The sequence below is a fragment of the Amycolatopsis sp. NPDC051903 genome (assembly GCF_044452505.1).
In the GTDB taxonomy this organism is placed as follows: domain Bacteria; phylum Actinomycetota; class Actinomycetes; order Mycobacteriales; family Pseudonocardiaceae; genus Amycolatopsis.
Genome location: NZ_JBITBT010000008.1, coordinates 11,832 through 33,369 on the forward strand (window position 1 = coordinate 11,832; position 21,538 = coordinate 33,369).

Sequence of the window (21,538 nt, forward strand, 5' to 3'; positions counted from 1 at the left end):
TGGTCGGTAGCGGCTTCGCCAAGTACGGCCTGCGTCAGCTGTTCCGCGGCTGAATTCCTTCTTGGCAATGACGAGATCCTTCCCGAGGGCTTGAGGACGGTTGATGATGCGCGCACGGATCAGCGTGAGCAGATGGGTCAGAGTGACCGCGGGCGCCGTCGTGGTCATGATGGCCGCTGCGGCGCAGCAGGCGGTCGCCGCTCCGGCGAATGCGACTGGGGGTTGGCATGGGCTTGGCTGGGATCTCCCTGCGACGCAGAAGCCCGCGTCTGTGCCGGGTGAGAAGGGCGGTCTCGTACCGCATCCGGGCGGTGTCGCTTCGGCGGCGCTGCCGAAGGTGGCATGGCCGAAGGCCGATAGCCACGAGGTCTCGTTGCCGCCTTCGGGCGGAACACCGGCGGACGACAAGTCGGCAGTGACCGTGCGCAGGGCCGCGCGAAGCGGCACACACGCCTCAGGCAAGGTCAAGCTCGATGTGCTGGATCAAGCACAAGCGGATCGCGCCGGGGTTCGAGGCACCTTGGTCCGGGTTTCGGCGGCCGGTGGTGACACGACGGGGCCGCTCGATGTGAACCTCGACTACACGCCGTTCGCCAAGGCGTTCGGCGCCGACTACGGCTCTCGCCTCCGTTTCGTCGAATATCCTTCGTGCATCCTCACGACGCCGGAGCAGCCTCAATGCCGGACGAAGACGCCGGTGCAGTCCTCGAACGAGGCGAAGTCCGACCGCCTCATCGGTCAGACGGCTTTCGCACCGGCGGCCACTTCGATGGTGCTGGCGGCTGAAGCGGAGGACCAGGGCGACGGTGGTGACTTCAAGGCCACCGACCTGAAACCGGCAGGCTCGTGGACGTCCGGAGGATCTACCGGCGCGTTCACCTACTCGTACCCGCTGGCCGTGCCGGCGGGCCCGACCGGCAAAGGGCCGGACATCAGCCTGGACTACTCGTCCGACGCGGTCGACGGTCTGACTTCCGCAACGAACAACCAGGCGTCACCGGTCGGCGATGGCTGGTCCCTGTCCGGCGGCGGGTACATCGAGCGGTCGTACAAGTCCTGCGCCGAGGACCTGGGGGGAAACAACGGCCAGGACAAGCAGAACGGTGACCTATGCTACTTCAGTGACAACGCCACGATCTCGTTCGCCGGCAGCAACGACATGCTGGTCAAGGACAAGAACAACCCGAGCAGCTGGCATACGAAGATCGACCAGGGCTCGAAGATCGAGAAGCTGACGGGAGTCGCCAACGGCACGCAGGGTGGTGAGGCGTGGAAGCTGACGACGATCGACGGCACCCAGTACTTCTTCGGCCTCAACCACTTGCCCGGTTGGCAGACCGGGAACGCGGAGACCCATTCGGCGTGGACCGAGCCCGTGTTCGGCAACAACCCCGGCGAACCGTGCTACCACACGGCTTTCGCTGATTCCTCATGCACGAACACAGCGTGGCGCTGGAACCTCGACTACTCGGTCGACCCCCACGGCAACGCGACGGTCTACTACTACGACACCGAGACCAACGCGTACGCGGTGAACAACAACACGACCGCGCCCACGAGCTACGTCCGTGGTGGCTACCTGTCCCGGATCGAGTACGGGTTCAACACCAGGGTGGCGAACGTCTACTCGACGCCGCCGGCTCGGGTCGTCTTCGGTACCACTGAGCGATGCCTGCCCGACGCGTCCTTCTCGTGTGACCCGGCGCAGCTGACCAAGGACAACACCACGCATTGGCCCGACGTACCGTTCGACCGCATCTGCGCGGTCGGCACCAAGTGCCTCAACGCGTCCGCGACGTTCTTCAGCCGGAAGCGTTACACCACGATCACCGGCCAGGTCACCGACGGGAACGGCGGCTGGAAACCGGCCGTGTCGTGGACCCTCGGTCAGTCGTACCCGGCCAGCGGCGATGGCAACAGTCCTGCCCTGTGGCTCGACTCGATTACGCAGACCGGTCTTGCCAACACGTCGGGCACGCAGCCGGCACTGTCGCTTCCGCCGACGTTGTTCCACGGGGTTCCCAAGGCCAATCGCGTCGACGCCACCCACAACTACACCGCGCTGACCCGGTTGCGGATCGACTCGATCACCAACTCGACCGGTGGCGTCACGACCGTCAAGTACGCTGATCCGGAGTGCGTGACTGGTGTGAAGATGCCGGCCTCACCGGAGACCAACACCCTTGCCTGCTATCCGGTCTACTGGACTCCGGGTGGCGCGACCGACCCGATTCTCGACTGGTTCAACAAGTTCCCGGTCACCGATATCACCGAGGATGCCCGCACCGGTCTGGCCGATTCGGGTACGCAGTCCGGCGTTCTGTCCACCTTCTCCCAACAGATCCTGACTCACTACGATTACCTCGGCGGTGCCGCCTGGCACCACGACGACAACCCGCTGTCGGATCCGAAGTACCGGACGTGGTCTCAGTTCCGCGGCTATGGTCAGGTCAAAACCACCAAGGGCGCGGCGACGGGTGATCCCTCCGGCCCTCAAGCGGTCACCGAAACCCGCTATCTCCGAGGTATGGACGGCGACGCGCAGCCCAATGGGGGACACCGCAGTGTCTCCGTGCCGAGCTTCTGGGGCGAAAACGTCACAGACCTCGAGCAGTACGCCGGGTTCACCCGGGAGAGCCTGACCTACCTGGCCGGGAACGTCATCGCCGACGCCCTCAGCGATCCTTGGCGAAGCCCCAATCCCACTGCGACCGACACAGACGGGTTCCAGTCCTACTACACCGGCACTGCTGTCCAGCGAACGCGCGTGTGGAGCGACTCGAGCCAGCAGTGGCAGACGAGTCGCACGGTTACGACCTTCGGCGACTACGGCTTGCCGACCTCAGTAGAGACCGATGGCGCGCTCAACGGGACGACTCCGGACCCCGCGCAGACCAAGTGCGCCACGACGACATACCTTCCCAACACTTCCGTCTGGCTCCTGAACGCGGTCGAGCGAACCACCGAGTACGCAGGAACCTGCGCCTCCGCGGCGACTGCGAGCACGATCGTGTCGGACACGAAGAACTCGTTCGACTCACAGCCGTACGGCACACCACCCACGATCGGCGACGTAACCCAGAGCGACGTCCTGGACACTTGGCCTGCCGGCGGTGCGGAGACCTTCCGGGCTCCGGACCAGACGACGACGTACGACCAATACGGCCGGAGCCTCAAGGTCGCTGACCACCGGGGCATCGCGACCACCACGGCCTACACCCCCACGACCGGCGGGCCCGTCACCCAGATCACGACGACCACACCACCGATCAGCGCGACCGACACGCGCACGTTTACCTCCACCAAGGTGCTGGACTCGGTGTCCGGCTCGGTGCTGTCCGAAATCGACAACAGTGGCCTGCGCACCGACGCCACCTACGATCCGCTCGGCCGCATCACCGCCGTGTGGGCGCCCGGCCACGACAAGACCCGCAACGCCCAGCCGTCGACAACCTACGAGTACCTCGTCACCGCTGACGCCGGCAAGATCAGCTACGTCGCCACGAACTCCCTGCTGGCCAACGCGCAGTACGCCACCAGCTACACGCTAATCGACGGACTCGGCCGCACGGTCCAGACCCAGGGGCCGACGGCCTACGCGCAAGGTGGTCGAGTCCTGACGGACACGCTGTACGACTCGCAAGGCCGCGTCTACATCTCGCACAACAACTACTGGAACGGCGATTCAGGTCCGGACAAGACGCTGCACGTCGTGCAGGACAACGCCGTGCCCAACAGCACGTTCACCACCTATGACAGCGCCGGCCGCACCATTGGCGCGGCTTACGCCCTGGACGGCGCCGAGCAGTGGCGTACTACCACCCGCTACGACGGCCTGCGCACGACCACGATCCCGCCGGTTGGCGGCACGGCGATGGCACTCGTCAACAACGGGCTCGGGCAAAACGTCCAGACCCTGCAATACCACGACCGCGACCACACCGGCCCGACCGATCCCGCGGACGTCACCACCTACGCCTACGCGCCCAACGGTCAGCTCGCGACCGTCACCGACGCGACGGGCAAGAACACGTGGACCACGACCTACGACCTGCACGATCGCAAGGTTTCGACCACTGACCCCGACACCGGCACCAGCACCTACACCTACGACGACGGCGACCAACTGACGACGAGCACCGACGCCCAACACCGCACCCTCGCGTACACCTACGACAACCTCGGCCGCAAGACCGCCGAGTACCAGGGCACGACCAACGGCACCAAACTCGCCGACTGGACATACGACACCGTGCGGCCGGGTCTGCCGACCGGCTCGACCCACTACGTCGACGGCCGCTCCTACTCGACCGCCGTCACCGGCTACGACGACGCCGGACGCGCCACCGGCAACCGCTACACCATCCCGACCTTCGAAACCGGACTCGGTGGCACCTACAGCTTCAGCACCGAATACGACCCGCTCACCGGAGCGGTCGCGACCACCACCAGCCCGCAAAAGGGTGGAGTCCCGCGCGAAACGATCTACCACGACTACGGCACACTCGGACAACCCACCGGCCTGCGAGCGTCGTCGTCCACCGGCGGGCTGCTGTACCTGGTATCCGAAACCGACTACAACCCCCAGGCCGAGGTCCTGCGCACCAACTTCCAGGACCCGACCAGCCCGTACCAGGTCGCCGTCACCAACACCTACGAAGACGGCACCAACAGGCTGGCCAGCACACTGGCGCAGCGGGCCACCAGCACTGGTTACGACGTCACCAACCGCCAGTACTCCTACCAACCGGCCGGCAACCTCACCAAACTCGCCGACACCCCCCAAGACGGCGCGAGCGACGTCCAGTGCTTCACCTACGACTACCGCCAACGCCTGACCGACGCCTGGACACCATCTTCAGCCGACTGCTCGGCACAAGCCTCTGCGGCAGCGCTCGGGGGCGCGGCACCGTACTGGACGTCCTGGGGCTACGACGCCGAAGACAACCGCATCAAGCAGGTCCAGCACTCCACCGGCGGCGACGCGACCACCACCACGACCTACCCCGACCCCGGCGCGAGCCAGCCACACGCCCCGCAGACCGTGACCCGCGTCAGCGGCAACACCACCAGCACCAGCACTTACGGCTACGACGACACCGGCCGCACCCTCACCCGCGGTCCCGCCGGCGCCGGCCAGACCTTCACCTACGACGCCGAGGGCAACATCGCCTCGGTCACCGAAGCCGACGGCAAAACCAGCACCTACGTCTACGACGCCGACGGCAACCGCCTCATCACCCGCGACCCCACCGGAGTCACCCTCACCGTCGGGGACACCGAAATCCACGTCGCCGCCGGCAGCACCACCGCCATCGGCACCCGCTACTACAGCTACAACGGGCAGCCCATCGCCGAACGCAACGGGGTCGCCGGCGTGTCCTGGCTGATCTCCGATGCCCAGGGCACGGTGTACGCCACCGTCGATGCGGCGAACCTCGCGGTGCACAAGCGGTACCAGGACCCGTACGGCGTCCCGCGGGGTACGGCGGACGGTCCGTGGGCAAACAACCGCGGCTTCTTGGGTGGATACCAGAACACGACCGGGCTCACGAATCTCGGTGCCCGCGAATACGACCCGGCTACCGGTGCGTTCGTCACTCCGGACCCGCTGCTGGATCCGATGAATCCGTTGCACCTCAACGCCTATACCTACGGGTTCGACAATCCCATCGCCAACACCGACCCGACCGGTCTCGAACCGCAACTGTCGATTTGCAGCGGTGTTGACGACCGGCTTGCCTGTGAGAACTGGGGCTACACGGGACACCTGGACTCGTTCTACGCGCCGTACAGGCAGGCCGGGATCTACACATGCAATTGGAACCGTCATTGCCTGGCTGAGAACGCCAAGGTTTTGGGTAAAGGTCTAGACACGCCAACGCGTGAGCGCGCAGAGTCGATCTATCGCGAGTACCACCACGAGGGCATGACGATCAAGGAGATCCTCCAAGTCGGCTGGGAAATGACAGGGATCCCCGAAGCAGCCCGCTGCGTCGACAACCCCAATTGGGGCGACTGCCTATCCACCCTTGCCTCCCTGATCCCCGTCGGGAAGGGCGCGAAAGCGCTCAAGGCCCTGGTCGAATCCAAACGAGCTGAACGAGCTCTCGACTTCGTCAAGGACATTGACGAGCTCACTGCGCCCGCCTGCCCCATACCACACAGCTTCACCGGCGACACCCGCGTCCTCATGGCCGACGGCACCACGAAACCGATCTCCGAGATCAAGGTCGGCGACAAGATCATCAACACCGACCCCGACAGCGGCAAACTGGAACAACACGCCGTCACCGCAGTCCACGTCACCACGGACGACCACGACCGCGTCGACCTGGAGCTCGTCGGCAGTGACAACCAAATCGTGCACACCACCGAGCACCACCAGATCTGGGAAGCACGCACCCACCACTGGGTCGAAGCAGGCCAGCTACAGCGTGGCGACGAGGTGCTTTCTCGAAATGGCGCCACCGTCGTTGTTCAGGGCCTCGTGACTCACGTCGGCGGAGGTAAGACCTACGATCTGACGATCGATAGCCTGCATGACTACTTTGTTGGCGATTCTGTATCGCTCCTCGTCCACAATACGGGTGCTTGTCCACACCTTTCGATCGATGGCGTCCCATCTGATCTCCAATCTGATGTTCAAAAGGTGATACAGCAAATGGACACTGACGGCACTCTGCCGCCGGGAGTAAGGCAAGGAGGGACTAGAGGAAATCCTGGTATCTATGGTGGCCAAGGGCTGCCTCCTGCTCCGCCGAGATACTATGTCGAGACGGATATCCTTCCTGCGCCTCCAGGCGGGCCTCGGCCTGCGAGCGGTCGGCTGATCTTCGGTGGACGTGGGGAGGTATGGTATACGGGCCACTATGATGATGGATTCACGCAGCTGAGAGGGCCAAATTGTGGATGCTAACGGAGAGAAGGCGCCGCCTTGGGCCAAGGGTTCCGAGCCTTCAATGTCGTGGATCGATTACCGGAAGGAGCTGGACTTCGTACCAGATTCGCCAGCTTTTGTTGAACGAGGTCGCCTGCGTGACCTAAGTGAAACGTTAGCCAAGTTGGGTTTTCGCGTTGCCGAGGTTTTATTCGATAACGACGCACCTAATGGTGAGCGGAGGCTCCTTGCGGATCTGACGAGCGCACTGGGGGCGGCAACGGCTCATGCGGGGAGTTGGCCAGTGTTCAACGATCGCCTGTGGGACGTATTGACGAGTGAAGACAAAGCACCGATTGCTGTAGTCATCATCGGACTCGATTCAATGGTGAAGAAAAACTTGCACGGATTTGTAAAAATAGTTCACAACCTGCTTTCTTTAACTGAAGGTGTAGGCCTTCAAAGTGGAGAAGCAAACAGGCAAGTCGCATACTTTTTCGTCGGCAGTTGGGGCTAGGTGGCGCGGACTTTGCATGCCGCCCGTAAGCCGGCTGCGGAGTACCACTACGAGGGCATGACGATCAAGGAGATCCTCCAAGTCGGCCAGGAAATGACAGGGATCCCCGAAGCAGCCCGCTGTGTCAACAACCCCAACTGGGGCGACTGCCTATCCACGCTGGCCTCCCTGATCCCCGTCGGGAAGATCGATATGGCGACGAGGTATACGTGCAAAACTCGATTATTTTTCGAGATGAACTCGATGAACAGTTCGACCCTTAAGAGCCGTGGCGGCACGAGCCCCGGGCTTCAGTCGATCAAGACTGAAACCGCATCTCTGAGTGGTTGACGAGCGCCTCGCAGGTGCGTCGATTCCGTGAGGCCACCGGGGGGTGTCCCTATCTGGTTGTCAAGCCGCAGCGGGGGCTGGAGTGGGTTCGGGGTGGTGGTAGTGGGTGCCGTTACGGAGCATCGCGTAGAGCACGTCGCAGCGGCGGCGGGCCAGACAGATCAGGGCGGCGTTGTGCTTCTTGCCCTCGGCGCGTTTGCGGTCGTAGTAGGTCCTGCTGACCGGGTCGGACAGCGCAGCGAACGCGGCGAGGAAGAATGCGCGTTTGAGCTGGCGGTTGCCGGTCCGGGCCGGGTGCTCGCCCTTGATGCTGGTGCCGGAGCTGCGGGTGACCGGCGCGATGCCGGCATAGGCCGCCAGGTGCCCGGAGCTGGCGAAGTTGGAGGCGTCGCCGACTTCGAGCAGGATGCGGGCTGCGGTCCTGACGCCGATGCCGGGCATCGAGGTCAGGACCTCGGCAAGAGGGTGTGCATCAAGTATCCGCTCAACCTGCTCAGCAACCTGTTTCCGTTGCTGCAGGACGGTTTTCAGGCTGTCCACCAGTCTGGGCAGCACGGTGTCGGCGGCGGCTGTGCCCGGGACCGTGACGGTCTGCTCGGCCAGCGCGGTCATGATCGCCTCGACCAGTCGCTCGCCCTTGCGGGGTGCGTGGACCTTCGCGATCGCGGCAAGCTTGCGGCGGCCGGCTTTGGCGATGCCGCCCGGACCTCCGCAGCGCGAGAGAATCTCCAGCACCGCGGGGTGACTGACCTTGGGGCCGATCGCCCACTCGAGAGCGGGGTGGATGCCGGTCAGCAGGCCCCGGATCCTGTTGCTGATCCGGGTGGCTTCGCCGGCCAGGTCGTCGTCGAACCCGACCAGCACCTCGAGCTCGGCCAACGCGTCGTCGCCGACGTCGACCGGGCGCAGCGTGTGCGGCAGGGAGCGTCGGCGATGACGAACGCGTCCCGCGCGTCGGTTTTGGCGCGGCCGGGGTAGAGGTCGGCGATGCGGCGCATCGCCAGGCCGGGCAGGTAGGCGACCTGGTGTCCGGCGGCGCGGGCGACCGCGACCGGCAGCGCGCCGATGGTGGCGGGCTGGTCGACCACGATCAGCAGTGTTCCGTGGCGGGCGAGCTTGTCGAACACCGCGCGCAGCTTGGGTTCGGTGTTGGGCAGCGAGGCGTCGTGCAGCCGGTTGCCGTCGGGGTCCAGGCCGACGGCGTGGTGGTTGTCTTTGCCGACGTCCAGGCCGAGGAACACGCTGAAAGTGCTGCTCATCCGCCATGCCGTTCGCTGGTAGCGGGTGGTCACCGGATTGGGCATCGATGGCCAGCACTCACGTTACGACTGTGATGATCAAGGGGTGCCGTCCCGGGCCGTGGTCTGACCCGCGTTACGACTGACCGATGTGTCTTTGTCTCGATCCGTCGGTCACGGTCCCGGGGCGGTGCTTGCTGCCGCCGGGCTGGTGGGGCGTGTCCCGATAGGGGCTTTGCCGCACTGCGCATCTTCACAGTCCTGACCGCCTGATCGGCCCGGCGTCGGCCAAGTCACCGGCGTTTTCGATCAGAGCAGGAGCCAGCAGACCGTGTCGAGCAACCCGCGCCTTTCTTCCCTGCCCCCGGTCTGCGACGGTCAAGAGGTGATCGTGGGAGTCGACACCCACAAGGATTTCCACGTCGCTGCGGTCGTCACCGCGTTGGGAGTTTTGCTTGCCACCAATGCATTTCCGACCACGCGGGCCGGGTATCAGGCTCTGGTGAACTGGGCGCGCGGGTTCGGTGCCGTGCGGCGCGCGGGCGTGGAGTGCACGGGCTCCTACGGAGCTGCGCTCGCCCGCCACCTCGCTGCCGTCGACATCGACGTGTTCGAGGTGAACCAGCCGGACAAGGTCAACCGCCGGCGCCGGGGCAAGAGCGACGCCATCGATGCCGAGTCCGCTGCTCGATCGGTGCTCAACGGGCAGGCCAGCGCGCTGGCCAAGGGCGGGCAGGGACCAGTGGAAATGCTGCGTATGTTCAAGGTGGCGAAGACCTCCGCACTCAAGTCCCGGACCCAGGCCATCAACCAGCTCAAGGCCGTCCTGGTCTCGGCCGACCCGGTGCTGCGTGACGAGCTGCGCGACCTCAGCACCTCCGAGATCGTGCGGCGGTGCATCGCCTGGGCACTCGCCACGCCAACCGACAGCGCCACCGCTGCCCGATACACCCTGCGTGCGCTCGCATGCCGGATCGACCGGCTCAGCCAGGAGATCGCCGACCTCAACGCCCAGACCGCCGCGGTCCTGTCCAGCCATAACCCCGCCATGCTCGACACCTACGGAGTCGGACCCGACACGGCCGCCACCCTTCTTATCGCCGCCGGCGACAATCCCGAACGCCTGCGAAGCGAAGCGTCCTTCGCCGCGCTGTGCGGCGTCAGCCCGGTGGAAGCATCCTCGGGAAGGACGCAACGCCACCGGCTCAACCGCGGCGGCGACCGCCAGGCGAATTCCGCCTTGCGTCGCATCGTGCTGGTCCGCCTGCGCTGGGACCGACGCACCCGCGACTACATCGACCGACGTGTCCGCGAGGGCAAGACCAAACGCGAAGCCGTCCGCTGCCTCAAACGCTACATCGCCCGCGAGCTCTACCGGATCATCACCGCACCCGAACCACAGGCCGCACCAGCACGGCACGCTGCTTGACGAACAATAGGGGCATCGAGACCTACCTTCCGGTGGCCGTGTCCCTATCAGCGGTCCCTTGAGGTTGTCCCCTTGAACCGGACACCTTGATCCCAGGCAGCGGTCTGGGGGAAGGATGTTGCCGTGTCAGGCAAGTCGAAGTATCCCGAGCAGTTCCGTAGGGACGCCGTGGAGCTGGTCCGTTCGTCGGATCGGCCGTTGCGACAGGTCGCCTGTGAGCTGGGTGTCAACCACGAGACTCTGCGCAGCTGGGTGCGCCCTGCCGAGAACGTGCAGGCTGTCCGGCAGCCGGGCAGTGTGTCGGCCGATGAGCACCACGAGCTGCAGGAACTGCGCAAGCGTGTGGCCGAGCTGGAACTGGAGAAGGAGATCCTCCGCGAGGCAGCCGCCTATTTCGCCGAGGAGATGGGTCGTTGACCTGCAGCTACCGGTTCATCTCCGAACATCGCGCCGTCTTTGGCGTCTCCCGGCTGTGCAGAATTCTGCGGGTGCGACGCCCCGGCTTCTACGAATGGGTCGCTGCCGCACCCGTCAGAGCCGAGCGGGCCGAGGCCGACGAGCGTCTGGGGGCCGAGATCACCGAAGTCCACGCCGGTCACCAGGGCGCCTAGGGCCGTCCACGGATTGTGGCCGAGCTGCGCCGGCGCGGCCGGAGAGTGAACCACAAATGCGTCGGGCGGATCATGCGCCAACGTGGGGTCGTCGGTCTGACCCGCAGGCGGCGCAGGTCACTGACCAAGCCCGACACCGTGGCGGCGCCGGTGCCGGACCTGATCGGCCGGGACTTCACCGCCCCGGCGCCGGGCCAGCGGCTGGTCGGCGACATCACCTACCTGCCCATCCAGCAGGGGTGGCTCTACCTGGCCACGGTGATCGACCTGCACACCCGCGAGGTCATCGGGCACGCGATGGCCGAGCACATGCGCGCCGAACTGGTCCGCGACGCCCTCGACCTCGCCCTCCGACGTGGCCTGATCAGTGATGACGCGATCTTTCACACCGATCGCGGGTCGCAGTACACCTCCCAGCGGTTCCGTTCCGCGCTCTCCGGGCACGGCGTGCGCTCGTCGGTGGGGCGGACCGGGTCGTGTTTCGACAACGCCGTCGCCGAGTCGTTCTTCGCCACCCTCAAAACCGAGATCGGCACCACCGTGTGGGCCACCCGCGACGCCGCCCGAAACGACGTCTTCGCCTACCTCGGCTACTACAACCACGACCGTCTACATTCGACACTCAACTACCGCACCCCGCACGAGGTCCGTGTCGGCTATCGTCAAAGCCTCGCCCTCGTGGCATGAAATCCGGTGCCCCGGTCTTCGGGGGCAACCTCACTCGGACCCGGGCGAACCCACCCGACAGGCTGCCCGAGACGTTCTCAATCGAGCACGGCAACAGCTGACCGAGGCAGGAGACCGGGCAGCTGCGACGATCTCTGACGAGGCTGGTGGGGCACCTACGGCATCAGACTGGCTCGACGACGTGGGTGGATTCTTCGGCGACTTCGGCGAGGGGGTCTGGAACGCGGCCAAGGGCTTGGGTGAGGGGGCTTGGAACCTGGTCCTCGCGGTTGGTGATCTAGGCAACCCCGACAATGAGGGAATCACCGACATTGCTTCGGCGGCATGGCACAACGTCACCCATCCCGTCGACTGCGGCAAGCAGCTTGTCGACTGGAACGACTGGGCCGATCACCCCGGCCGGGCCACCGGCCAGATCCTCGGCGGTGTGTTCATCGGAGGGGTGGCAGGGAAATACTCAAGGGGGCCCGCGCCGGTGAGAAACCGGACACGCCCGCGGAGCGGCCCGGAGGGCCCCGGCGGTGAAGGCCACGTTGTCGGAATACTTTCACGGAGGGAGTCCGCCGAAGGTGTCCGACCTCCAGCGCTACGCGGATGCCCCGGGCTGGACGAAGGAGCAGACACCGACGGGCCCGGAAAAGTACGTCGACGACAACGGAATCGTCCGCATGACACTCAAGCAGGGAAGCGCACGAACGCCTGGCAGCGAAAACCCGCATGTCGAGCTGCGCAACGAGGCCGGCGTCCGCACTGACCCGTCCGGGAACCCGGTCACGAGGAAGAGCCCCGGCAACCACACACCGATCACCTGGGATCAGTAAGCATGAAGAACTACACCGATTTCACCGACCTCGCCGAGGTGTATCTGGAGGACAGCTACGTCCTGGCGATCAACGAACGCCCGGACTCCGTGTCATTCACCCTCGACCTCGTGCTCACCCCAGGCCACCCCCGCTACCACGCGCCCCCTCCCGACGAGCAGTACTGCTACGCCGACGCCCTGCTAACCATTGTCAACGCCACGAAGATCGACTGGATCACCCGCTCAGCCCAGACATATCGCGATGCCGCGGGCGAAGAGGACCGCGGCAACATCGACAGCCTGCAATACCACGACGGCTACTACGACATCACCGGCGACTGGGGCCACGTCCGCGTTCACACCGTAGCCACCCCGCAGCTCACCTTCACCCCGGAGTCATCCGACGCGACGTAGACCCGGACCTGTTCCGTTTCAGGCCGAATCGATCTGGACCGACCTGCGCCGACCTGCTCGGTGGCGTGGTGCACGCAGTTCTCCCTGCTGTGGCGTGACCCGACCTGCACTCCGCGCGCCCAATTAGCTCTGAAGATTCCACCCGTTCGGAGGACCCTGCCAAGGCTATTCGCGCGACCCCAGTTCACTGGCATCGCACCGCTGCTCCAGTTTTGCTCCAGACTTCTCACCGCCGGCGCTGTCGAGCAACCCAAAACTCAAACTTTGGTGGTACGAAAAAACCGCCCTACCTGGAACTTCTGTCCCGGTGGGCGGTGATTCGTCACTGTGGAGCTAAGGGGACTCGAACCCCTGACCCCCTCACTGCCAGTGAGGTGCGCTACCAGCTGCGCCATAGCCCCGAAGCGGAGGTGAACCCCGCATCTCGTGTGAACAAACAGTACACCGGGCGGCGGAGGGGCCATGCAAGGGGGGTGGGTTACGGGGGCCACGGACGCGAAATCCCAGCTCACCGTAGGTCACGGCGAGTCACGAAAGGCCTCACTGGGTCGACCTGGCCCGCGTTCGGGTGCGCTCGCTGCCCCACGCTCGGCAGAGATCGCCGAAGACCCCGCAAACCGCAGGCCCGCGGCGCTTTCAGGACTTATTTTTAGCTGTGTATTGACTCCCGGTGTGGGCCCGGTTACATTTTCCCGCGGTTGTGACGCCGAGGTCCCCGCCCGCTACGCCGCGTCTTCATCCCTGGGTACGAGCCTTGCCGTTTCCTGCTCGTTGAACGCCGCGGTGCGGCGGAGGAGGTTCCGATGAGAGTGCGGAGAGTGGGCAGCTTGTTGCTGTCCGCGTTCATGGTCGTCGCGGGGTGTGCGGCGCTCGTGGCCCCAGCCCAAGCCCAAACCCGAGCCATCACGCCCGACCAATGGGTCACCGTGCAGGCCGTGAACAGCGGGAAGTGCGTGGACGCCAAGGCGGCCGGCAGTGCGAACGGCACGGTGGTGCAGCAGTACAGCTGCAACCAGACCGCGTCGCAGGTTTGGCAGTTCCAGCCGACCAGCGACGGCTACGTCCGGGTGAACTCGCAGCTCAACGCGGCTCAAGCGTGGGACGTCACGAACGTCTCGAAGGCCGACGGCGGACTCGTGCAGCTCTGGTCGTACTCGAATGGTCTGAACCAGCAGTGGCAGCCGGTCCAGGAGGCGAGCGGCGCGTACCACTTCGTGAACCGCAACAGCGGCAAGTGTCTCGACGTGCCGGGCGCGTCGACCGCGGACAGCGTGCAGCTGCAGCAGTACGCCTGTAATGGCACGAGTGCTCAATCGTTCATGATTACCCCCGTGGGTGGTACTACTCCTCCGAGCTCGGACCAGCCGGACTTCGGCCCGAACGTCGTGATCTTCGACCCGTCGATGTCCAGCGCCAGCATCCAGAGCCGGCTCAACAGCATCTTCAGCCAGCAAGAGAAGAACCAGTTCGGCAGCCAGCGCTACGCCGTGATGTTCAAGCCGGGCACGTACGCCAACGACGTGAACGTCGGCTTCTACACGCAGGTGCTGGGGCTGGGCCTCAACCCCGACGCGGTGACGATCAACGGCGCCGTGCACGTGGAGGCCGACTGGTTCCCGCCGCAGAACGCGACGCAGAACTTCTGGCGCGGCGCCGAGAACCTGTCGGTGAACCCGACCGGCGGCGCCGACCGGTGGGCCGTGTCGCAGGCGGCGCCGTACCGGCGCATGCACGTGCGCGGTGACCTGCAGCTCGACGACGGCGGCTGGGCCAGCGGTGGCTGGATCTCCGACTCCAAGATCGACGGCCAGGTCCGCTCCGGCTCGCAGCAGCAGTGGATCTCGCGCGATTCGCAGTTCGGCAGCTGGAACGGCGCCAACTGGAACATGGTCTTCGTCGGCGTGAACGGCGCGCCGCAGAACACGTTCCCGAGCCCGCCCTACACCACGGTCGGCCAGGCGCCCGTGGTCCGTGAGAAGCCGTTCCTCTACGTCGACAACGCCGGTGAGTACCAGGTTTTCGTGCCGGCCCTGCGCACCAACACGTCCGGCACCTCCTGGGCCAACGGCACCGCGCCGGGCTCGTCGCTCCCGATCGACCAGTTCTACATCGCCAAGCCGGGCGCCACGGCGGCCGACCTGAACGCCGCGCTCGCCGCGGGCAAGAACCTGCTGATCACGCCCGGCGTCTACCACCTCAACCAGACCCTGCACGTGACGCGGCCCGACACCGTCGTGCTCGGCCTCGGCATCGCGACCCTGGTGCCCGACAACGGCATCACCGCGATGAACGTCGACGACGTCAACGGCGTGAAGGTCGCCGGCCTGCTCGTCGACGCGGGCACGACGAACTCGGCCACGCTCATGCAGGTCGGCGCGGCCGGCTCGAACGCCGACCACTCGGCCGACCCGACGTCGCTGCACGACGTGTTCTTCCGCATCGGCGGCGCCGCCGTCGGCAAGGCGAGCACCAGCCTGGTGGTGAACAGCAACAACGTGATCGGCGACCACATGTGGATCTGGCGCGCCGACCACGCGGCGGACAACAGCTTCGTCGGCTGGAACACCAACACCGCCGACACCGGCCTCGTCGTCAACGGCGACGACGTGACCATGTACGGCCTGTTCGTCGAGCACTACCAGAAGACGCAGGTCGTGTGGAACGGCAACGGCGGGCGCACGTACTTCTTCCAGAACGAGATGCCCTACGACGTGCCGAACCAGGCCGCTTGGATGAACGGCTCCACACAAGGCTTCTCCGCCTACCAAGTGGGCCCGAACGTGACCAGCCACGAGGCGTGGGGCCTGGGCAGCTACTGCTTCTTCAACACCAACCCGTCGGTGGCCAGCGCCCACGCCTACGAAGCGCCGAACACCCCGGGCGTGCGGTTCCACGACATGGTCACCGTGTCGCTGAACTACGCGGGCACGATCACCCACGTCATCAACACCACGGGCGCGACCACGCCGTCGGGCACCAAACCCGTCAACCTGGTCAGCTACCCCTAGACAGCCGGTGCGCGCCGTGGTGGCGGCCGCGGCGCGCACCGGTTCCTCGGGGCCGCAAGAGAAAGCCCGAAGTCGCCCAGCCCGGCGGGTTTCGCGACCCGGTCAGGCTCCGGTGACCTGACTGATCAGGCCGTGGAAGTCGATCTGCGGCCACAGCTCGGCGATACGGCCTTCGCGCAGGCCCAAGACCACGGTGGCGTGCACGCGGATCGCCTTGCCGGTGGGCGGCGTGCCGTGGAAGGCGCCGTCGTGGGTGCCGGTGATCGTCCAGCGGACGGCGGCTTTGTCGCCGTCGATCAGCATGTCGTCCACGTGCAGCACGGCGTCGGAGAACGCCGCGCGCACGATCTTGTCGGCACCGACGACGGCCTCGCGGGCCGGTTCGTCGGTGGGTCCGTGGTTCACGGCGTCGGGGGTGAGCAGTTCGTCGAGCAGGTCGAAGTTGCGCCCGTTGACGAGCTCGGCGTAGAAGCGCTCGACGGTTTCGCGGGTGGTGGCCACGGGGGTCCCCTCTCTACGGTGGTGGTTGCGGTCTTCGTGCAGCGGTGCAGTGAGGACTGAACAGGGGAGCGCGTTGTGACAACCGACCACTTCACCGGCGAACGCGGCCGGCTCTTCGGCCTGGCCTACCGCCTGCTCGGCTCGGCCGAGGACGCCGAGGACACGGTGCAGGACGCCTACCTGCGCTGGCAGCGTGCCGACCACTCCGCCATCACCGCGCCCGGTGCGTGGCTCACCAAGGCCGTGACGAACCTCTGCCTCACCCGGCTCACTTCCGCGCACGCCCGGCACGAAACCGCCGCCGCGGAACTGCCGGAGCCCGTCCTGACCGGCGCCGGGGAGCTGGGGCCGCTGGAGACGGTCGAACAGCGCGAGTCGGTGTCGATGGCGATGCTCGTGCTGCTGCGGGCGCTCACGCCGGTGGAGCGGGCGGTGTTCGTACTGCGCTCGGCGTTCGGCTACCCGTACCCGGAGCTCGCGCGGCTGCTCGACCTCACCGAAGCCAACGCCCGCCAGCTCCACAGCCGGGCCCGCCGCCGCGTCGACGCGGGCGAGACCCGCTTCCCGACCTCCGACGCCGGTTCGATGCGGCTCACCGAGAGCTTCATGACGGCCGTCCTCTCGGGCCGGCTCTCGGCGCTGGAAGACCTGCTGGTGGCCGACATCGCCACCTGGATGGATCTCCCGGACGGGGAACACGTGCACGTCCGCGGCCGCGCCGCCGTACGCCGCAACGCCGCCGCCACGCTCGCCCGCTTCGCCTCGGTCTCCGACTTCTCGCTCACGGAGGTCAACGGCGCGCCGGGCATCCTCTTCCTCTCCGGCGGCGACGTCGTCGGCCTCACCGTCGTCGAAACGCGCGACGGGGGCATCTCGGCCCTGCGCACGGTCGCCGATCCGGACCGGCTGGGGTACCTGCGGAAGCAGTTCGCGGCCGGCGCGCCCACACCGTGAGCCTTGCTCCCGTGCCGGACGGGCTGGAACGCTGAAACCCATGTCGATCTCGGTCAGGGCCGCCGGGCGCGAGGACATGCCCGCGCTCGTCCGGCTGCGGCTCGTCAACGCCGAACGGCACGTCGAACTCGATCCGGCCGTCTACCGCGTGCCCGACGCCGAGGCCGTGCGCAGGTGGTTCGAGGAAGTCCTCACCGGCGATTCCCGCGTGCTGCTGGTTGCCGAGCTCTCGGGCGACGTGGTGGGGATGGCGGAGGTCGTCCTGCTGGAAGACCCGCCAGAACACCAGATCCTGATTCCCCGCCGCGCGGCCGAGATCCACACCGTCGTGGTGGACGAGCACCGCGGCCGGGGGGTCGGGGCTTCGTTGGTCGTCGAAGCGGAGAAAGCCGCCGCGGAGCGCGGGGTCTCGATCCTCTACGCCGGCATCTTCGCGCAGAACGAGGGCGCGGTGCGCTTCTACTCGTCGGCCGGCTTCGGACCGCGCGGGACCCTGCTGGCCAAGGCACTCGGCACCGCATGACCAGCGGACTCCACGAGCACCTGGTCGCCGCCGTCCGCGACCTCGCGCGCCCGCCCGAGGAGCAGGTGGCGCTGCTTGCGAAGCAAGGGCTGGGCAACGCCGATGAGCTGGCACTGGAGTTCGACGCCTGCTTCGCGCCGCTGAAGGAGGTTCTGCCCGCCGAGACCGCCGAGGTGCTCGGCGAACTCAATGTCCTGCTGAACGAGATGAGCGGGCCGACCGGGCCGTGGTCGTTCGAGGCGCTGGCCGCGGCGCCGGAGTGGGAGCGGGTCCGGGCGCTGGCGACGCGAGCGCTCGCGCTGCCGGCGGGGTGACCGTGGCACGAAGGGACCGTTCGCTCAAGGAGATCCGGAGCGGATCCGCAGGTGGAGGGCGGGCTGGAGCAGGTCCAGCCCGCGTGAGCGTTCTCGGTGCCCGACCGCACGCCGTAGGCTGTCGTCTGTGAGCCAGCCGATCCTGATGACCGTCGACGACGACCCCGCGGTGTCGCGGTCGGTCGCGCGAGACCTGCGTCGCCGCTACGGCAAGGACTACCGCGTGATCCGTGCCGACTCCGGGGCCGACGCGCTCGACGCCCTGCGCGAGATCAAGCTGCGCGGCGACGCCGTCGCGGCGATCCTCGCCGACTACCGCATGCCCCACATGGACGGGATCTCCTTCCTCGAGAAGGCGATGGACCTGTTCCCGAACGCCCGGCGCGCGCTGCTGACCGCGTACGCCGACACCGATGCGGCCATCCAGGCCATCAACGTGGTCGACGTCGACCACTACCTCCTCAAACCGTGGGACCCGCCGGAGGAGAAGCTGTACCCGGTCATCGACTCCCTGGTGGAGACGTGGCTCGCGGTCGGCGACAAGTCCGTCGAGGAGACCAAGCTCGTCGGGCACCGGTACTCGGCGCCGTCGTTCAAGGTGCGCGACTTCCTCGCGCGCAACGCGGTGCCCTACCGCTGGTACTCCGTCGACGACGAGGAAGGTTGCCGCATCCTGCAGGCCGCGGGCGCCGCCGACACGGACATCCCCGTGGTCGTCACGCCCGACGGCACCGTGCTGAAGCAGCCCACCGGCAGTGAAATCGCCGACGCCGTGGGCCTGTCGACGCGGCCGGCGCAGGAGTTCTACGACCTCGTGGTGATCGGCGGCGGCCCGGCCGGCCTCGGCGCCGCCGTGTACGGCGCGTCGGAGGGCCTGCGGACGGTGCTCGTCGAGCGCAAGGCGACCGGCGGCCAGGCGGGCACGAGCTCCCGCATCGAGAACTACCTCGGTTTCCCCGACGGCGTGTCCGGCGCGCAGCTCACCGACCGCGCCCGCCGGCAAGCGCAGAAGTTCGGCGCCGAGGTGCTGACCGCCCGCGACGTCGTGGGGCTGGAGGTGCGCGGGTCGAGCCGCGTCGTCACGTTCGGCGACGGGTCGGAGATCGCCGCCCACTCCGTGATCCTCGCGAGCGGCGTCACCTACCGCGCGCACGAGGCCACGGGCCTCGAGCGGCTCACCGGCAGCGGCGTCTACTACGGCTCCGCGGCCACCGAGGCGCCGGAGTGCAAGGGCCAGCACGTGTACATCGTCGGCGGCGCCAACTCGGCGGGTCAGGCGGCGGTGTTCTTCGCGCGGCACGCCAGCGAGGTGTCGCTGCTGGTGCGCGGCGAATCGCTCGAGAAGTCGATGTCGCACTACCTGATCGAGCAGATCGCGGGCATCGGGAACATCACCGTGCGCACCGGCACCACGATCGTCGAGGCCCACGGGGGCGACCACCTCGAGGGCATCACCCTCTGCCACGGTGACAAGACCGAGCGGGTCGACACCGGGCACCTGTTCATCTTCATCGGCGCCGCCCCGCGCACCGACTGGCTGGGCGACGCGATCCAGCGCGACGACCACGGGTTCGTCCGCACGGGGCCCGACCTCGTCGAGGAAGGGCGCCGGCCACCGGGCTGGCCGCTCGATCGCGACCCGTACCACCTGGAGTCTTCGGTGCCCGGCGTGTTCGTGGCCGGTGACGTCCGATCGCAGTCGGTCAAGCGCGTGGCCTCCGCCGTCGGCGAAGGGGCCATGGCCGTGACCTTGGTCCACCGCTACCTGGAGGAGCAGTGAAGGAGCCCGCACTGCCGCGCGAAGAACTCTGCGGCCTCTTCCTGTTCGAGCACCTGTCCGACGAGCAGCTCGACTGGATCGACGAGCACGCCGTGCTGGAGCACTACGCCGGCGACACCGCCGTGATCCGCGAGGGTGAGCCGGCCACGTGCTTCTACATCCTGCTCACCGGCGCGCTGCGCATGACGCGCCTCGTGAGCGGCGCCGAGGTCGAGGTCAAGCGATCCGACCAGCGCGGCTCGTACTGCGGTGCCACGCAGTTCTTCGTGCACCAGGAGAACGAGCACGCCTACAGCGCCACGGTGTACGCGGTGAGCGACCTGACGTTCCTCACGCTGCCCGCCGCGGAGTTCGCCATCGAGTTCCGCAAGTGGTTCCCGATGGCGGCGCACCTGCTCGAGGGCATGTACCTGGGCTGGCGCAACACCGACACCGTCGTCTCTTCGCGGCGGCGGCTGCTCGCGCTCGGCGAGCTGTCGGCGGGCCTCACCCACGAGCTGAACAACCCGGCCGCGGCCGCGGTGCGCGCCACGGCGTCGCTGCGCGAGCGCGTGGCCGGCATGCGCCACAAGCTGGCGATGCTGGCCAAGAAGGACATCGACCCGGACCTGCTCGAGCAGCTGCTCGACGTGCAGGAGCAGCTGGTGAAGCAGGTCGGCGACGCGCCCAAGCTCACCGCCATGCAGCAAGCCGACCGGGAAGACGAGATCGGCGACTGGTTCGACGACCACGACATCGACCAGGGCTGGGACCTCGCCGCGACGTTCGTCGCCGCCGGCCTGCGTGCGGAAAACCTCGACGGCGTGCTGGAGTCCGTCGGCGAAGGGCTCATCGACGGGGCCGTGCGCTGGCTCGCGTACGCGCTCGAGGCCGAGATCCTCATGGGTGAGATCGAGGATTCGACCACGCGCATCTCGGCGCTCGTGGGCGCCGCGAAGCAGTACTCGCAGATGGACCGCGCGCCGCACCAGTGGATCGACGTCCACGAAGGACTCGACTCCACGCTGGTGATGATGTCGGGCAAGATCGGGCCGGGCATCGAGGTCGTCAAGCACTACGACCGCAGCATCGACCGCATCCCCGCCTACGCCGCCGAGCTGAACCAGGTGTGGACCAACGTGATCGACAACGCCCTCGGCGCCATGGGCGGCGCCGAAGGCACGGGCAAGCTGACCCTGCGCACGTGGCAGGAGGGCAAGCAGGTCCGCGTCGAGATCGGCGACACCGGCCCCGGCATCCCCGAAGAGGTGCGGCAGCGCATCTTCGAACCGTTCTTCACCACGAAGGGCGTCGGCGAGGGCACGGGTCTCGGCCTGGACATCTCGTGGCGCATCGTCGTCGAACGGCACTCGGGCGACATCAAGGTGACCTCCGAACCGGGCGACACGCGGTTCGAGATCTGCTTGCCGATCGAGGAGCAGGCCTCGCTCTGACACCTGCGCCGGGGCCCCCGGCCCCCCCGCCGCTCTGGCGCCGGGGGGGGGGGGGCGGGGGGGGGGTTTCCGAGCACCCCCCCCGGGTGGGGCCCCCCGACCGGCGGGGTACGCCCC

The 21,538-nt window shown here is 67.0% G+C and carries 16 protein-coding genes, 1 tRNA gene and 1 pseudogene; 15 read left to right on the top strand and 3 right to left on the bottom strand.

Features of this window, described 5'->3' with window-relative positions:
- Positions 1-142: 142 nt before the first annotated feature.
- Genes ACIA77_RS19785 through ACIA77_RS19795 form a run of 3 tightly spaced genes read left to right on the top strand, consistent with a single transcriptional unit; the run spans position 143 to position 7,727 of the window.
- Entirely contained in the window at positions 143-6,919 is a 6,777-nt protein-coding gene (locus ACIA77_RS19785) for a polymorphic toxin-type HINT domain-containing protein (RefSeq protein ID WP_395887351.1), read from the top strand.
- 43 nt (positions 6,920-6,962) lie between these two features.
- Positions 6,963-7,397 (top strand): hypothetical protein, encoded by a 435-nt coding sequence (locus ACIA77_RS19790; RefSeq protein ID WP_395887352.1) that lies wholly within the window; start codon positions 6,963-6,965, stop codon positions 7,395-7,397.
- 57 nt (positions 7,398-7,454) lie between these two features.
- Complete coding sequence (locus tag ACIA77_RS19795) at positions 7,455-7,727, top strand: hypothetical protein (protein WP_395887353.1); 273 nt, start codon at positions 7,455-7,457, stop codon at positions 7,725-7,727.
- A 60-nt stretch (positions 7,728-7,787) separates the two neighbouring features.
- Here ACIA77_RS19795 and ACIA77_RS19800 read toward each other — a convergent pair.
- A pseudogene (locus tag ACIA77_RS19800) lies at positions 7,788-8,986 on the bottom strand (IS110 family transposase).
- A gap of 310 nt (positions 8,987-9,296) precedes the next feature.
- Between ACIA77_RS19800 and ACIA77_RS19805 the strand changes: the two are divergent.
- From ACIA77_RS19805 to ACIA77_RS19830, 6 genes are all read left to right on the top strand, one after another.
- The gene (locus ACIA77_RS19805; RefSeq protein WP_395887354.1) at positions 9,297-10,394 is read left to right on the top strand and encodes an IS110 family transposase; all 1,098 of its coding nucleotides are present in this window, start codon (positions 9,297-9,299) and stop codon (positions 10,392-10,394) included.
- A gap of 123 nt (positions 10,395-10,517) precedes the next feature.
- The gene (locus tag ACIA77_RS19810; protein ID WP_395887355.1) at positions 10,518-10,811 is read left to right on the top strand and encodes a transposase; all 294 of its coding nucleotides are present in this window, start codon (positions 10,518-10,520) and stop codon (positions 10,809-10,811) included.
- A complete protein-coding gene (locus ACIA77_RS19815) occupies positions 10,808-11,005 on the top strand; it encodes a hypothetical protein (RefSeq protein ID WP_395887356.1) in 198 nt (65 codons plus the stop codon). Before ACIA77_RS19810 ends, ACIA77_RS19815 begins: the two co-directional genes overlap by 4 nt.
- A 12-nt stretch (positions 11,006-11,017) precedes the next feature.
- Positions 11,018-11,692, top strand: a complete 675-nt coding sequence (locus ACIA77_RS19820; RefSeq protein WP_395887586.1) for an IS3 family transposase — start codon at positions 11,018-11,020, stop codon at positions 11,690-11,692.
- Positions 11,693-12,261: 569 nt separating this feature from the next.
- Entirely contained in the window at positions 12,262-12,513 is a 252-nt protein-coding gene (locus tag ACIA77_RS19825; RefSeq protein ID WP_395887357.1) for a hypothetical protein, read from the top strand.
- 2 nt (positions 12,514-12,515) lie between these two features.
- Positions 12,516-12,908 (top strand): hypothetical protein, encoded by a 393-nt coding sequence (locus ACIA77_RS19830; protein WP_395887358.1) that lies wholly within the window; start codon positions 12,516-12,518, stop codon positions 12,906-12,908.
- 328 nt (positions 12,909-13,236) lie between these two features.
- Here the strand turns inward: ACIA77_RS19830 and ACIA77_RS19835 are convergent.
- A tRNA-Ala gene (locus ACIA77_RS19835) sits at positions 13,237-13,309 on the bottom strand.
- 444 nt (positions 13,310-13,753) lie between these two features.
- On the opposite strand from ACIA77_RS19835, the gene ACIA77_RS19840 reads away from it, so the two are divergent.
- Positions 13,754-15,916 (top strand): RICIN domain-containing protein, encoded by a 2,163-nt coding sequence (locus ACIA77_RS19840; protein ID WP_395887587.1) that lies wholly within the window; start codon positions 13,754-13,756, stop codon positions 15,914-15,916.
- Positions 15,917-16,018: 102 nt separating this feature from the next.
- Here the strand turns inward: ACIA77_RS19840 and ACIA77_RS19845 are convergent, their stop codons facing one another.
- Positions 16,019-16,417: an ester cyclase gene (locus tag ACIA77_RS19845; protein ID WP_395887359.1), complete on the bottom strand. Its 399-nt coding sequence runs from the start codon at positions 16,415-16,417 to the stop codon at positions 16,019-16,021.
- A 75-nt stretch (positions 16,418-16,492) separates the two neighbouring features.
- On the opposite strand from ACIA77_RS19845, the gene ACIA77_RS19850 reads away from it, so the two are divergent.
- The 5 genes from ACIA77_RS19850 (at position 16,493) to ACIA77_RS19870 (ending at position 21,421) form a co-directional block, all read left to right on the top strand.
- Positions 16,493-17,371, top strand: coding sequence for a sigma-70 family RNA polymerase sigma factor (locus ACIA77_RS19850; protein WP_395887360.1), 879 nt, complete (start codon positions 16,493-16,495; stop codon positions 17,369-17,371).
- 40 nt (positions 17,372-17,411) lie between these two features.
- Positions 17,412-17,894, top strand: a complete 483-nt coding sequence (locus tag ACIA77_RS19855; protein WP_395887361.1) for a GNAT family N-acetyltransferase — start codon at positions 17,412-17,414, stop codon at positions 17,892-17,894.
- On the top strand, positions 17,891-18,208 hold the full coding sequence (locus ACIA77_RS19860) for a hypothetical protein (RefSeq protein ID WP_395887362.1): 318 nt from the start codon (positions 17,891-17,893) through the stop codon (positions 18,206-18,208). The genes ACIA77_RS19855 and ACIA77_RS19860 overlap by 4 nt, the downstream gene beginning before the upstream one ends.
- A gap of 127 nt (positions 18,209-18,335) precedes the next feature.
- The gene (locus ACIA77_RS19865) at positions 18,336-19,988 is read left to right on the top strand and encodes an FAD-dependent oxidoreductase (RefSeq protein ID WP_395887363.1); all 1,653 of its coding nucleotides are present in this window, start codon (positions 18,336-18,338) and stop codon (positions 19,986-19,988) included.
- A complete protein-coding gene (locus tag ACIA77_RS19870; RefSeq protein ID WP_395887364.1) occupies positions 19,985-21,421 on the top strand; it encodes an ATP-binding protein in 1,437 nt (478 codons plus the stop codon). The genes ACIA77_RS19865 and ACIA77_RS19870 overlap by 4 nt, the downstream gene beginning before the upstream one ends.
- Positions 21,422-21,538 lie beyond the last annotated feature (117 nt).